This window comes from Acaryochloris thomasi RCC1774, from assembly GCF_003231495.1.
Classification (GTDB): domain Bacteria; phylum Cyanobacteriota; class Cyanobacteriia; order Thermosynechococcales; family Thermosynechococcaceae; genus RCC1774.
Map to the genome: position 1 here is coordinate 112524 of NZ_PQWO01000012.1, position 13623 is coordinate 126146.

General features: G+C 52.2%; 14 protein-coding genes and 1 other RNA gene. 8 read left to right on the forward strand and 7 right to left on the reverse strand.

The window, feature by feature from the left end; all coding sequences use genetic code 11:
* Window positions 1-44: 44 nt before the first annotated feature.
* Together C1752_RS18000 and C1752_RS18005 are read left to right on the forward strand one after the other, a co-directional pair.
* Complete coding sequence (locus C1752_RS18000) at window positions 45-548, forward strand: bifunctional nuclease family protein (protein ID WP_110987444.1); 504 nt, start codon at window positions 45-47, stop codon at window positions 546-548.
* Window positions 548-1669: an aldo/keto reductase gene (locus C1752_RS18005; protein ID WP_110987445.1), complete on the forward strand. Its 1122-nt coding sequence runs from the start codon at window positions 548-550 to the stop codon at window positions 1667-1669. The genes C1752_RS18000 and C1752_RS18005 overlap by 1 nt, the downstream gene beginning before the upstream one ends.
* Here C1752_RS18005 and C1752_RS18010 read toward each other — a convergent pair.
* Complete coding sequence (locus tag C1752_RS18010; RefSeq protein ID WP_233501700.1) at window positions 1666-2367, reverse strand: DUF4033 domain-containing protein; 702 nt, start codon at window positions 2365-2367, stop codon at window positions 1666-1668. The genes C1752_RS18005 and C1752_RS18010 overlap by 4 nt on opposite strands.
* A gap of 149 nt (window positions 2368-2516) precedes the next feature.
* On the opposite strand from C1752_RS18010, the gene C1752_RS18015 reads away from it, so the two are divergent.
* Window positions 2517-2783 carry a hypothetical protein gene (locus C1752_RS18015; RefSeq protein ID WP_110987446.1) on the forward strand — a complete coding sequence of 89 codons (267 nt, stop codon included), beginning with the start codon at window positions 2517-2519 and terminating at the stop codon, window positions 2781-2783.
* On the opposite strand, the gene C1752_RS18020 is transcribed toward C1752_RS18015, so the two are convergent.
* The 3 genes from C1752_RS18020 to C1752_RS18030 form a co-directional block, all read right to left on the reverse strand.
* On the reverse strand, window positions 2772-4412 hold the full coding sequence (locus C1752_RS18020) for a hypothetical protein (RefSeq protein ID WP_146242373.1): 1641 nt from the start codon (window positions 4410-4412) through the stop codon (window positions 2772-2774). The two genes, C1752_RS18015 and C1752_RS18020, sit on opposite strands and share 12 nt — an antisense overlap.
* A 161-nt stretch (window positions 4413-4573) precedes the next feature.
* A complete protein-coding gene (locus tag C1752_RS18025; protein WP_110987448.1) occupies window positions 4574-4768 on the reverse strand; it encodes a heavy-metal-associated domain-containing protein in 195 nt (64 codons plus the stop codon).
* Between the two features lie 185 nt (window positions 4769-4953).
* On the reverse strand, window positions 4954-5811 hold the full coding sequence (locus C1752_RS18030; protein ID WP_110987449.1) for a DUF2267 domain-containing protein: 858 nt from the start codon (window positions 5809-5811) through the stop codon (window positions 4954-4956).
* Between the two features lie 357 nt (window positions 5812-6168).
* Between C1752_RS18030 and C1752_RS18035 the strand changes: the two genes are divergently transcribed.
* Complete coding sequence (locus C1752_RS18035) at window positions 6169-7896, forward strand: ABC transporter ATP-binding protein (RefSeq protein WP_110987450.1); 1728 nt, start codon at window positions 6169-6171, stop codon at window positions 7894-7896.
* A gap of 12 nt (window positions 7897-7908) precedes the next feature.
* Here C1752_RS18035 and C1752_RS18040 read toward each other — a convergent pair whose 3' ends face one another.
* Entirely contained in the window at window positions 7909-8397 is a 489-nt protein-coding gene (locus C1752_RS18040) for a hypothetical protein (RefSeq protein ID WP_110987451.1), read from the reverse strand.
* 271 nt (window positions 8398-8668) lie between these two features.
* Here C1752_RS18040 and C1752_RS18045 point away from each other — a divergent pair, with 271 nt between their 5' ends.
* A complete protein-coding gene (locus tag C1752_RS18045; protein ID WP_110987452.1) occupies window positions 8669-9097 on the forward strand; it encodes an alr0857 family protein in 429 nt (142 codons plus the stop codon).
* A 456-nt stretch (window positions 9098-9553) separates the two neighbouring features.
* On the opposite strand, the gene ssrS is transcribed toward C1752_RS18045, so the two are convergent.
* Window positions 9554-9736: non-coding RNA, 6S RNA (ssrS, locus tag C1752_RS18050), on the reverse strand.
* Window positions 9737-9869: 133 nt separating this feature from the next.
* On the opposite strand from ssrS, the gene C1752_RS18055 reads away from it, so the two are divergent.
* The 3 genes from C1752_RS18055 to C1752_RS18065 are packed head-to-tail and all read left to right on the forward strand — an operon-like array spanning window position 9870 to window position 12447.
* Complete coding sequence (locus C1752_RS18055) at window positions 9870-10166, forward strand: DUF6439 family protein (protein ID WP_110987453.1); 297 nt, start codon at window positions 9870-9872, stop codon at window positions 10164-10166.
* A 47-nt stretch (window positions 10167-10213) separates the two neighbouring features.
* Window positions 10214-11797, forward strand: coding sequence for a trypsin-like peptidase domain-containing protein (locus C1752_RS18060; RefSeq protein WP_110987454.1), 1584 nt, complete (start codon window positions 10214-10216; stop codon window positions 11795-11797).
* Window positions 11798-11853: 56 nt separating this feature from the next.
* Window positions 11854-12447 carry a DUF8166 family protein gene (locus C1752_RS18065; protein WP_110987455.1) on the forward strand — a complete coding sequence of 198 codons (594 nt, stop codon included), beginning with the start codon at window positions 11854-11856 and terminating at the stop codon, window positions 12445-12447.
* A gap of 63 nt (window positions 12448-12510) precedes the next feature.
* Here the strand turns inward: C1752_RS18065 and C1752_RS18070 are convergent, their stop codons facing one another.
* Window positions 12511-13368, reverse strand: a complete 858-nt coding sequence (locus tag C1752_RS18070) for an Rpn family recombination-promoting nuclease/putative transposase (RefSeq protein ID WP_110987456.1) — start codon at window positions 13366-13368, stop codon at window positions 12511-12513.
* Between the last annotated feature and the right edge of the window lie 255 nt (window positions 13369-13623).

A 13623-nucleotide genomic window follows, 5' to 3' on the forward strand; every position in this document is an offset into this window, starting at 1 on the left:
CCATCGATGGCGCTCACTACTCACACACCCTGGGGGCTGGGCCGATGATTGAAATGAATGTTGCAGGTATTGCCCTGGATGCCTCCAGTCGCCTACCCATTGTGCTGCTTAAGGATGGGACGGGGCGTCGTGCACTGCCGATCTGGATCGGTCAAACCGAAGCGCGAGCCATTCTCAGTGCCCTTGAAAATCAAAAAACGCAGCGCCCCATGACCCACGATCTGATGTCAAACTGTTTGACAGAATGGGATCTAGAGCTAACCCGCGTCGTTATTCACTCACTGGAAGACAGCACCTACTACGCGATCATGACCCTGGAGCAGGGAGAGATAAAGAAAGAGATTGATGCCAGGCCCAGCGATGCAATAGCACTGGCTCTCCGCATGAATACCCCCATCTGGGTTCTTGAAGAGGTGGTCGCAGATGCTTCTATTCCTGTCGATCAAGAGGCTGATGAACAGGAACAGGAAGAATTCCGTGAGTTTTTAGAGAATATTAGACCAGGTGATTTTCTCAAGAGTTCTGGGGGCGGTGAAGCAACGGGTTAATGCACTATCGTCGTTTTGGGCGGACCAATCTAGAGATCTCGGTTTTCTCTTTAGGGACAATGCGGTATCTGGCGTCGGCAAACAATGCAAAGGCGACCATTGAGCGGGCACTGACACTGGGCATCAACCATATTGAAACGGCTCAAGGTTACGGCAAGAGTGAGCTGTATCTAGGGGCAGTCCTAAAAGAACAGATTCCCCGGGAACAGGTGGTGATTACGACAAAGGTGACGCCAAAGCCGGATGCGGCATCGATGTCGGCGGCAATTGACACATCGCTAGAAAGACTGGGACTTGACTATATAGACTGTCTGGCGCTGCATGGCGTTAATACGCGAGAGCATTTCAGCTGGATTGTGAACGGCTGCATGGATGCGGTTTGGGATGCGATCGCAACCCACAAGATCCGTCACGTCGGCTTCTCCACCCACGGCCCATTAGATTTGATTCTCGATACCCTCAACACCGATTTCTTCGAATTCATCAACCTACATTACACCTACTTTTGGCAGCGGAACGCCCCCGCCGTGGCCGTGGCCCACCAAAAAGACATGGGTATATTTATCATCTCTCCTGCTGATAAAGGCGGCCTCCTATACACCCCGCCACAGAAACTTCAGGATCTATGTGCGCCGCTAGATCCTTTGCATTTCAACGCTCGGTTTTTGCTGAGTCAACCACCCATTACCACCCTAAGCGTTGGAGCAGCGAACCCTGAGCAGCTTGATTGGCCCCTCGCCGTTACCCATCCAACCGATCCCCTCACCCCCGTCGAGCAAGCCATTCTTGACCAGCTTGAACAAACCGCCGAGGACACTCTCGGAACCGATCGCTGCAGCCAGTGCCATGACTGCCTGCCCTGCCCTGAAGCTATCAACATCCCTGAAGTACTGCGGCTGCGGAATCTAGCCGTGGGCTATGACATGACTGAATTTGGCCGCTATCGCTACCGGATGTTTGAGAATGCAGGCCACTGGTTCCCAGGACGTAAAGGCAGCCGCTGTACTGAATGCGGTGATTGTCTCCCCCGATGTCCCGAGCAGCTCAACATTCCGGCCCTATTGAAAGATACCCACGAGCGCCTCAACGAGCAGCCACGACCGAGGCTGTGGGAGTCCTAGGAGCCTGTCAAAGCCCCTTCCCGCACTTTGGGGCAAGCGGGAGCCTTGGGCTGGGCCACTGAACATTGGGTTGTCAAGCAGGGCTGATTATAAATAGCTTCTTCCGCCAGCGGCGGGGCAGGCTGGCCAAACACCATCTCGCAGCTCAGGTCTTCAAAGTTAGGCGTCAACGTCAGCGGAAAACCAAACTCCTGGGCAAAAAATTCTTGGGTCGGCAGCTTGCACATATTAATGCACATGCCCACACAGCCACTCTGTTCTAGATAGCGGCACTTTTTAATATGAATGCCGCTGCGCTGCGTGCGAGGCTGCCCCTGGGCAGTGGGAACCTCGACTTCTTTCTGTTCACAAGGGCCGACGAGCCAAGCAAACATATGGCTAGCGAACCAAGCATTCCACTCTAGAATCAAGCGAGCTGGGCGCACAAACGTGCGGATTGACCACAGAACAGGTGCAGGAATTAGCGATCGCAACATCGTTCCAATCACCCGCTGCTGCCCTTGGGCATCGTACCCCTTAACCACCTGCTCTGATAAATCCACCAGCCCCTCATAGCCCGATAGCGCTGTGGTTTTACCCACCGCCCGCGACATCTTGCGCGCCACCAGTCCGATCAAGAGCTGGTCTAAACGACTATCGTTATATTCTTCAAGCGGTACAGTCATAAATGATAGATTGGCCTCAAGGTAGGGCAGCATGGGAGCATATCCAGTCTACACTCGCCTTACAGCCCCTTAGATATAGCAGTACCCGGCTGAGTTAGGACAGCCTTGCTTTACTATCAATGGGCTTTAGCCATTTCAATGTCCGAATCACTACGTGTACCGCTATAGAAGGGAGTCAGACCATGACCCTAGTTCCCTGTAACGTTTGCGGCACTCTCAACAGCGAAGATACCGAAATTTGCCTCAGTTGTGAGTTCCCTATTAAAGGCCGCAGACGCCCTGTAATTTTCCAGTGGGCCGCATTGCTGCTCCTGCTTCCGTTTGCGATCACGGGCCTATCCCTAGCGTTCAATTGGCTAAGACCCCAGCGGCCCCCGTCTTCTCCAGCCGAGAGAACGGCTCGTTTCACCGTAGACAATCAACATCAAACGGATAGGCTATTTTTTTAGAGCATCTAAATTTAGCTTTTTCAGCAGATTATCTTCATCGCTCGATGATGGAGAATCCGATTCAGTTGCGCTCTCCTCTGTTTCTTCCTCTGTATTCTTTTCAGCTTCACTTTTTAAGTCAGAGGCCGATGCCGTGTCCTGCTCAGCTCCGCCGACAGCATCAGAGGTTTTGTCCGTCGCCTCCTTCGGGTCTGGTGACGGATTGGGCTGCGGAGAAGTTGCTGCGGGCGACGGTTTTGCAGCAGGCGTTTTGCTCTCTGCGGCTGCCTCAGCTTCTGTCTTTTCGACCGCTGGCTTAGCCGTTTTTTCATCTGGCTTTGAGTCTGTTTGGGCAGCAGGCTGATCGCCACCCTTCTGCTCTTTAGCCTCAGGCTTACTATCTTCTGCAGCCGTAGGTGTATCTTTCTTCTTATCTTCTACAGCCGTGGACGGATCCTCTTTGCCTGCCTCATCTTTTTTCTCAGGAGACTTAGTGGAATCTTTACTGTCCTTTTCCGCTGTTTCACTCTCAGGTTGAGCGGCATCAGACGTCTCTCCTGTTACCGCAGGAGCCGCGTCGCTAGGCTTAAAGCTATATCTAAAAATTAGCGTCTTATCGAAATCAGAAGAGTCTGGCTGATATTTCTCAACCGCCGCCAATGCAGCCTGATTCAAGACCTCTTGATCTGTTTTTTCAACCACTCGAGTCGCCGCTTTCTCGCCCTCCTTGGTAACGTAGGTGCGAACCTCAACAACGGCCTCATCAAGCTTGCTCAGATCGGCTCCAGAAGGAGAGTCAAGCGTTTCTGGCTTACTCTTGTTCGCAGGAATTCCGCCTGATAGTTTGACGACCTCACCCAAAAATGTTCTAACTTCGACTATCTTCTCATTGGTTCTACTCAGCTTCTGCGTCGCCGTCTTTGGGTCAAGCGGAGCGGAAGTCGAACCTTGGCTAGCAGCCTGCGTCTTGGAGTCTGCGGGAGGATTACCCAAGGGGAACCCGTCTCCTTTGTTTCCCTGAAAACCGAAGTTGGGATTTTGCCCCGCAGCAATAGGGGGAATCTTCACATCTCCAGAGCCAACAGTCCAACCTCCGGGCGGGTCATTTTTTAAGGGATTAGCACTGGCCTGCTGTTGGGCCTGCTGCTGCGCCGCCTGTAGAACCCTTTGCCTCCGTAGCGCTTGCTGCTGGGCTTGCTGCTGCGCCTGTTTCTGCGCCTGAATAGACCGCTGCTGCTGCTGTATTGCTTGTTGCTGCTGTCGGAGAGCCAGCTCACGGCGGAGGGCCTGCTGCTTTTGCGCCAACGCCTGTACATTAGGGTTTGCGCTTGCCGCTGGCGATTGTCGAAAAGCCTGAGGCTGCTCACCCGGTCTCAGGGTAGGCAAACCCTCAAAAGAGGCTCGCCCTTTAGGCGGCAGAGCTGGGACAGGCAGCGGTGCGTTGGGGTTCTGAGGGGGTTGCTGCACAGCACTCTGCTGACTGGGCAAAAGGCTGACAACTCGCAGCTTCTCGGGTGTTTCGCTTTCTTGAGCTGAAAGCAGGGATGAGCCAGCAAAAAAGATGATGTGAGCCCCCACAGAGGCTAGCATCGCCAAGCTACTGACGTTCTGCAGCGGCGCGGGTAGTGTTCGTAACAATGAGGAGGTCATACGCGTTATGGATGGGGGCAGGTGATCACTTAGCCGTGTGCAGATCTACCTTAGCTAGCATCCTAAGCTAAGACGAGGAATAACCCGTGAATGTTTCACTTTTAGGAACGCAGTTGCGTCTTATCTTGTGGCTATGGTAACAGCTCTAATTGGGCTAGGCGCTAGCTGACAGGGTAGCCTGCAGTTGCGATCGCATCCTTCACAACAGCCTCTGACTGCTCAGTGGTCACCTGCACAATCTTAGTTTTGGGGTCAGCTTCGACAGCGGCGGCAGCATCAATTTTGTGCACCGCTTGAGTGATGGTATCGACACAGGCAGAGCAGGCCATACTCGGCACTTGGAGTTGGTGGATCATGATAGACCTTGTGAACGGAGGACATCGAACATAACTTAACTCAGAAGCAAGCTCACGAGTCATTTGAGCCCAAAATGCATCCCGCCAGGAACTTAGACACGAAAAACAAGCGCTAGCCAAAGTCAGCGCCCGCTTCTCTTAGCAGTTACCTTCGGAGTTCAAGATCTAGGTCTTGCCCTGTGCCCCTAAGCCGCTTGCCACATTTCTTTGATCTTTCCAGGTAGGCAGTCAGCTACCTGCTTGGCCCTATCTTCCGGTAGCTCCTCCTTCGTGGCGGAGAAAATAGCGGTAATCACTCTCTCGCTGGTCGTGCCGCGCGGAATACCCCCCTCTTGCTTAATCCGGAACAGAAAGGTGTCGGCGTCAATCTTGAGCGGAGGACGAACGCTACTCAGCCACTGGACGAGCGGATTGCTGTCACGCCAAAGCTCAGCGATCTCCTGCGGTAGCCGAGCATTGCTCGACCGCGTGGCATCGTTGTGTAAATCAGCCTCCACTGCTTTAGCGGCCTCTGTTGTCATCAGGTCACGCAGGGTTCGATACACAACCGTTGTGATGTCCCTAGCTTCAAAGATATCCGGTAGCTCTCCCTTGAGGACAACCTTCTCTAGAAACGCTGTGTCTCTGTCAACAATGGGAGTAGCAGGTCCTTTCATCAGCTCCGCTGGCAGTTTCTGCTCCATGCGCTCTAGCATCTCCTTCCCCTTCTCGGTCAGTTCTGCCCGTTCGAACTTAATCAAATGTGGCAGAGGACCATCAGGTGCACCAAAGGTGTTGGCAACTCGGAAGTCTAATTTATCTGTCTCGATGTTGACCGCATTGGGAACGTCCTCTTGCGTGCCGTAGGCGTTACCCGTGAAATCAGCATCAATGTACTGCTTCTGATTGAGGTAGTCGAGATGCCCCAAAAAATCGGAAATGGTTAGGTCACGCCCTGTAAAGTCAGCCGCCTGAAAATCGACGGCCTGCTTGCCGTCACCACTTGCCTTACCGATTTTCTCAAGCAAAATGTACATTACGTCGTCTCTTAGGGCGATAGGCATACCAAAGTCCTTTACTCTTAGTTCTTGCTAAACTTGCGAACCGACAGCGTACAGGCCGTAGCGGTTTACAGCTTTTGCTGCGTTTGTTGCGAAATATTAAGCTCTACAATCTCAATGTAGAAAGAATTCGCTCGTTGCGCCATCTACTGAAGGGATCAGATCGATCTCTATCTTTGGATAGAAATTGCAGTCAAAAATACATCTTTGCTGCAGTCCCGAACGAGTGGAACCGATTGAGTCTCACTCGTTTTCACCTACAATTGCGATGGTCTTGAGTGGGCTAGCCTCCGTAAGAAAGACTTCGTCCGATCGCCTCAAGATCTGCTCTCCGTTTGCTATCCCAGTGCCGACTCTGCTGTGAATAAAGCCCACTATCGGCAGCTGCTGCCCTATCTCAGGCCTCACTGGCTCACCCTTGCGATCGCAACCAGTTGCACCCTAGGCTACGTGCTCACAATGCCCCTGATTGCCTACTTACTAGGTCAAGTCGCGGAGTACATCGGCCAAAAAGATCTGGAAGCTCTACTGCTGCTGCCGGTCTTGGCAGCACTGCTGTTTGTCATGCGCGGCATCTTTGAATATGGCCAAGATGCGCTCATGGCGGGTGTGGCCTTTCAGGTCGCCATGACGCTACGGCTGCAAACCTATGCTCACCTTCAGCGCCTCAATTTCGATTATTTTGAGCGGGCGCAAACCGGGGACTTGACCTATCGGCTCACCGAAGACGTAGACCGAATTGGCGAAGTCCTCAACAAGCTGTTCCATCAGGCGCTGCCCTGTGTGCTGCAGTTGATCGCCATTTTGGCCTATATGCTCTATCTCAACTGGCCTCTCACCCTCACCACCCTATTGTTAGCACCGGTTATGGCAGGATTAATCGGCTGGTTTGGAGAACGGTTGCTGGCCCTCTCTCGCCGCAGCCAGAATCAAGTCTCAACCTTATCGGCCTTGTTAACTGAAGTCTTTGGCGGCATTCGGCTGGTCAAAGCCTTTGCGGCAGAGGACTATGAAATTCGCCGGTTTGCGCAGGCCGCTGACCGTAATCGGCAAGCCAAGTACGCTACTGAGCGCATCAAGGCGATTCAGTACCCAGTGGTGGGCTTTTTGGAAGCAATCGCGGTGGCGCTCTTGTTCCTGCTCGGTGGCTGGCAAATCATCGATGGGAACCTCACCGGCAGCGAGTTCATTAGCTTCATTACAGCCGTGGCGCTGATCATCGACCCCATTAACCTACTCACGGCCAACTTCAACGAATACAAGCAGGGTCAAGCCTCTGTTGATCGAGTATTCGAGCTATTGGCTGTGCAGCCCAAAGTCATCGACTCGCCCGATGCCATAATTCTCTCTGCTGTCCAGGGGAAGGTTGAATACCGCGACGTCAGCTTTGCTTATCGCCCCGGTCAGCCCATTCTCAAACGATTGAACCTGATAGCCCAGCCCGGTGAAGCGATCGCTCTAGTAGGTGCTTCTGGGGCCGGGAAAACAACGTTGGTTAACCTACTGCCCCGTTTTTATAACTTCCAGGCGGGTCAAATTTTGATTGATGGCATTGATATTCAGTCCGTGACGCTCAGCAGCCTGCGACAGCAGATTGGGATTGTGCCTCAGGAAACGCTGCTGTTCTCTGGAACCATTGCCCGCAATATTGCCTTTGGACAAACGCATTTTGATTTGAAGGCGGTGAGAGATGCCGCCAAGGTTGCTAATGCCCATGAGTTTATTCTTCAGTTCCCTGAGGGCTACGAGACGCAGCTCGGCGAACGTGGGGTGACGCTTTCAGGGGGGCAGCGCCAGCGACTTGCGATCGCAAGAGCAGTCCTTCTCAACCCGCGCATTTTAATTTTGGACGAAGCCACTTCAGCTCTCGATTCAGAGTCAGAGGCCCTCGTTCAAGAAGCGCTGGAGCGTCTTATGCAGGGGCGCACCGTCTTTATCATTGCCCACCGCCTCACGACAGTACGGCGAGCCAGTCGCATTCTAGTCCTTGAGCAAGGGCAGGTGGTTGAATCCGGCACCCATACAGAACTCAGCAGCCAGCCGAACTCTCGCTACGCCAGTTTTTGCGCCCAGCAATATTTAACGTAGAGATGGACCCCACTACTCAGCAACGGAAAGGGTATAGCGATACTTCTGGCCCGGTTCACTCGTGCCAACCCACACCTGGTAAGTGCCACCCCTGAGTTTCTGGGCCGTTAAGCCAGCATCTTGTCCTCGGGCCGTGTCATCGGCACAGAAGAGCTGGTTACCCGGCCCCTTAATCAGAAGAGTGGTGTCTTTGCCGCTCTTGACCTGCAGTTTAAGACGCGCAAAGTTGCCTTTGAGGACCAAGATATGATCGGGTTCAGGAGAGCCATACCCCATGCAGCGATTATTGTTGCGATCTCGATCGCCCACAACCTTATGGAGCGCCACAGCGCCCTTGGCATAGCCAGTCAGGTTTTTCGCAGCGGGCTTGAAGCCAGGGGCAACGCTCACGCTGCCGAAATTGGACGGCTTTGCCAGTGCTGGTGCAGCCAAGAAGGTGGCGATCATCAATAATGAGGACCAGCCCCGAAGGACGGGATGCCTTGAAGAAAATATTTGCATACCCTATTACCTCAATACTAAAGTCCCTAGACTTAATTTACCCCGGAAAAGTTGCTTCAGAACATTGGCTGTACCACTTCCCCAGCCGGAGTAACGGCTTCAAAGTGCACTAATTCTCGGATTTTTATTCTTTGGCTTTAAGATTGCTATTAAGGGAGGGAATTATTGTACTATTCATGGCTCACTTCAGTGAGATAGGCTTCTTTGCCAAGCTATTTTGTGGCAAGCCTACCATAGACATGTGCCAGTGACAGAGAGAGGAAGACCCCCGTTGTTAAAGCTAGCCTACTCAGATATTGGCACCCACCTAGAATACTTGTCGGGCAGAATGGGGCCGATGATTGCTCGCCGTCGGCTTTTAGCCCGCCGCACTGGCCAAGCTATTCATCTAGAGCCAAGCTATGCCGCAGTGCTCATTCCTGACTCTGTCACCGAGATGAAGACGTTAGAAGATGCGATCGCAACCCACAACGACGACAACATCAGCCTTTGTGCATCTCTAGACGCTGGCATTGAAGTCATTCTGCAAGGGTGCTGGGTTGCCCACAACCAAAACACCACAGAAGGCCTCTTTCTCACCGTCCTACAGCCCGCCATCGAACAGCATCTTGTCAACCTGTGGCGCGTCATTGGTCCCAACGTTGTTTCTTGCACTTGGCCGACGGGACAGCCCTTATCAGAACTGGGATATGAATTCTAGCGCCCCCTGCAAATCTAGGATAGTCCCGTGATATGGTATTGAAGCAATCTTGGGGGCGTGGCGGAATGGTAGACGCTACGGACTTAGGAAACTGGGCCTTAGTCGAGTAATCGATTAAGTGAATGCTCTCAAATTCAGGGAAACCTAAACCTGTGAACGCAGGCAAGGCAATCCTGAGCCAAGCTTAGAAATAGCCTACGTGGTGAACTGCAAAGGGCTATTTTTTTGAAGGTGCAGAGACTCGACGGGAGCTACCCTCACGCTCAAAGGGCTATGCCTTGTGGGCGCGGGTAAAGGGAGAGTCCAATTCTCAAAGCCCCACAGCCAGGTTGGCAAGGGCAGTTGCGAAAGCAGCGGGAGGATGAAAATCCGTTGACCTTAAAAGTCGTGAGGGTTCAAGTCCCTCCGCCCCCATAGATGCACAAAGCGCCCTGTCAATGACAGGGCGCTTTGCTAGTTATTCCCGCAACGCCGTCTTACCTCAGTTTTTGACCTGGAAAAATCCAGGTGGGTGCTGATCGCATCGATTTAAAGTGCCCTGGCCGAAGCCTGGTCTACTGCCATCGCGCTGATTGGCTCCCGTTCGTTAAAGTTATAGATCAAAAAACATATTGGCAGTCACCAACGACGCAGAAATAGCTAGAGGCATTGTAGCAGAGGTTTTCTGATGCCGCCTCCAATCGTGACCGGAGAACCGAACCATCAGCTTTTAACTCTGACAAAGCTAGGGTACCCCCGCTACAATCGATGGCATACATTCGGGAACAGAAAAATGTCTGGCGCTCCTCTCTCTCCTCCCACGGACAAGTCACCTGTAGCCCTACCGCTGGCCCAAAAGCTATCGGAGGAGCTGACAATTTCTTCAATGGATTGGCATCGGCTGAAGGCCAACCGCAAAGCGAGGGCTTTGGAGCAGGCGGGAGTTGCGATCGTATTCTTGCTCAAGAACCAGCCCGAAGAAGCTCTGGCACGGCTCCAGCAGGCTGTCGGCTGGCTCGATCGATCCATTAGTGCTCCTCCTTGCCCAACCCATGGCGAGAGTCACAGGGCCCCTAAATCTCAGTCTTAATTTTTTAGAGGTAGAATATTGAGCCATGCCGTTCTCACCGAAGCTCTATGACTGTCCTATCTAAGTTCCCGACAGTGTTGCTGGGGGCAGCCGCTGCGGTCACGATGGTACTGCCCCCAGCAGCACAGGCTCTTAGCCCTGCTGAAGTCAGTCAGATGGCGAAAAGCTTCACGGTTCGGATCACGAGCCAAACCTCTGGTTCTGGGGTGATCCTGAAGCGTCAGGGCGATCTTTACACGGTCTTGACAGCAGCTCACGTCGTCGCCTCAGACGATGACTATCGGATGATCACGCCTGATGGTAGGGAACATACGGTCAATACAGACAGCATCAAAAAGCTGCCGGAACTAGACTTAAGCATTGTTCAGTTCACCAGCAATAAACCCTATCAAACCGCTCAAATCGGAGAATCTGATCAGGCTGTAGAGGGGACAATTAGCTACATTGCTGGATTTCCGAACCGCACCGAGGCTTTGCCTGAATCAATCTATAACTTTACCGAAGGCAAAATCACGGCCAGCGCCAGCCGTCCCCAGGCTGAGGGCTACTCATTGGTCTATTCCAACAATACGTTGCCTGGAATGAGCGGTGGGCCAGTGCTCAACGAAACTGGAAAGTTAATTGCCATTCATGGCAGAGCAGATACAACTGAACAAGCGCAAAATCCCAATATTGACCCGTCGATCTACATCAAGACAGGGTTTAATTTAGGGATTCCAATCAAGCGCTTTTTGAGCCTTGTCCCTCAGACCGGCGTAGATTTGGGTTTTGCTATCCCCACAGCACGGTCAACCGGCTCAAAGCTTTCTGCAGATGACTACTATCTGCAGGCGAGCGAGAAGATGGATGCGAAAGATTATGAGGGTGCGATCGCAAATCTAGATCAGGCTATTCGTCTCAAACCAAACTACGCTGCGGCCCACCTAAATCGTGGGTATGCCCATTTCTTTCTCAACCAGACAGAAGCGGCTTTGGCTGACAGCAACAAAGTCATCCAACTCGCGCCCAATCAAAGTACGGCCTATCTCTTAAGAGGACTGATTTACAGCCTGTCTGGAGAGAACATTAGTAAAGCCCCAGCCGACTTCAAGCGAGCACAGACCTTAGCCAAAGCTCAGGGAGACTCAAGTACGAGTCAAACCGCTCAAAAAATGATTGCCAGCTTGAAGGGATCTTCGGATAAGCCGCCAGATTCTCCAGACTTAAAGAGCAGTATGATCCGTTCCGGGCTACACATCGCCAATAAAGATACGAAGAGAGTCACCCAGGAACTGCCGACGCTGGCAAACCTCTCGTGCAAAGAGCAAAATTTGTCCGGCTACTTGATTGCCAGAATGATGTTGAGAATGTTGGCACCAGCGGATAGTCACGGTGCGATCGCCTCTCAAACATCCTGTCCTGCGTTTGTGAAAGATCAGACGAAGCTGCTAGATAAAGCAGAGCAAAAAATTAAGGCTAGCCCCAATGAGATCAACGCCTACATGGAACGTGGTTTAATCCACGCTGAGATTTTAGGAGATACACAGCGTGCCATTCCTGACATTCAGAAAGCAGCGAAGCTTTCCATCGCTCAGAAGCAACAAAAGAAAAGCAAGGGAGTCATGGTTTATCTCAGAAGTTTGCAACCCTAGCCAAAAGAACGCAAAATATGGCAGATTCTGTGTCTCAATTCCTATGAGAGTTTGTGATGAAGCTAGGCAAGGTCGTCAAATCTGATTCCCACTGCGACTATATCGTGCAGCTCGATGATGAGATGGAGGTGGTAGATCCACCTCAGCCGGAGGACTATGGCTTTGGCTGTTTTGTGAAACTAGAAACCGAAGATCGCCACTGGGCGGTGGGGGTTATCTACAATTCTCAGCTTTTCAACCCCGCCTATCTTAATACCGGCCCTCGATTGGTGAGTCAGCCCGATCCTTTTTTTACGCCTGACTTAATTCGTGAGACCCGCACAATCCTCGCTACGGCATTGATCGGAACGCTACACAACGACAGCCCTCCTTGGGGAGAGCAGGGCATTCCTCGGATAGTGGTGCCGGTAAATACGCCTGTGTGGACCATGACAGAATCAGAGGTGGAAAGCTTTCATCGCGATCGCAACTCTCAGCCCCAGTTTTGCTACTACAGCTTTTTGCTTAGATCCGGCGGAGCCTTTGCCTCTCAGCTTGTCGAAACAGTCTTGAGTCAAGTCAGCCCGCTCTTTGAAGGCAGCGACCGCCGCGCCCTAGATATCCTTAGCAAAGAACTCTCCTGGAAGCATACGTTAGGGACTATGCGATAGGATTGGCATCCTCAGAGGTCAAAGCGATCTCATCCTCACCTCCTCGTGCAACTGCATCTACTGTCACCTGTTCTCCAACCAAGCTCTCAGATCAGAAGATGTAGAAAAATCCAGCAACGCCTCTCCTAGCTTTTCAAGCTCAGTGAGCGAGAGCGAGCAGACTTGGGTCTCAACGTCAGGGGCAATGACTCCAACCCGACGAGTGAGAAGTCGGAGAATAAGTGACTGGGCCTCTTCAAGAGCACCCTCCTGACGACCCTCCTGACGGCCCTCCTGACGACCCTCCTGGAGAAATTCTTCTTTCCATTCCTGGTAGATAACAGATTGCTGCATCGTTTCCTTCCGTAGCACCTGATTGATCAAGTCTTGCTTCAATGTTAACCCAGCGAGAATCGCCGCTGATGCTGCCACATTACTCTGCAGCCGACGGTCGGCAATGGCCTCCACCTTCGAGGCAACCTGTTTCAACGTCTCCTTCTTGTTCTCCGTTTGAGTCAGAACTGCCAACGGCAACAACCCTATTGCATCCAGGAATGGTTGAGTCGGCTGCTCCCAAAGACGAATCACCTCAAATTCATAGCGCAGCTTCGGAATTTCAAAGGTGTTCTGATAGACAAGATCAGAGCCTGTCGGCGTTAGATAGACTACGACTTGCCTCATCTGCTTACTGGGAAAACGACGGAACACCCTTAATCGATAATCCGTGAGTCTAAACGCCATTGCTGTATCTGGCTCTGTCTGAAACTCGATCTGTAGAATCAGCTTGTCTGAATCGAGCAAGATGAGTGAATCGGCCCGAATCGGCTCCAGAGAGAGTTCTGTAGGACTGAGTTTTGTCAAAGCTATTGATTCGTCGAGCAACCAGGTGGCAAAGTCAGCCGGAAAGCTCTCAGCAAGAAACTTACAGGTTGGGTCAAACATGCAGAAATTGTAGCGGGGGTTTCACATACTCCCCCATGCTCTCAGAAACCCCGACCTTCTCAGCAAAGAACAATCTTGCAGGCATACGCTGGGCACGATGCGATAAAGTTCGAGACAATGAATCAACAGGCAATAAAAAACCGACAAACTGAACCAAGTCTGCCGGTTTACTGTGTGTTCCCCATTGATGACTCAGATAGCACCGAGTCTCCTGCATTATGGCTTCGGGTTTTTAGGTGGGGTGCGATCACAATC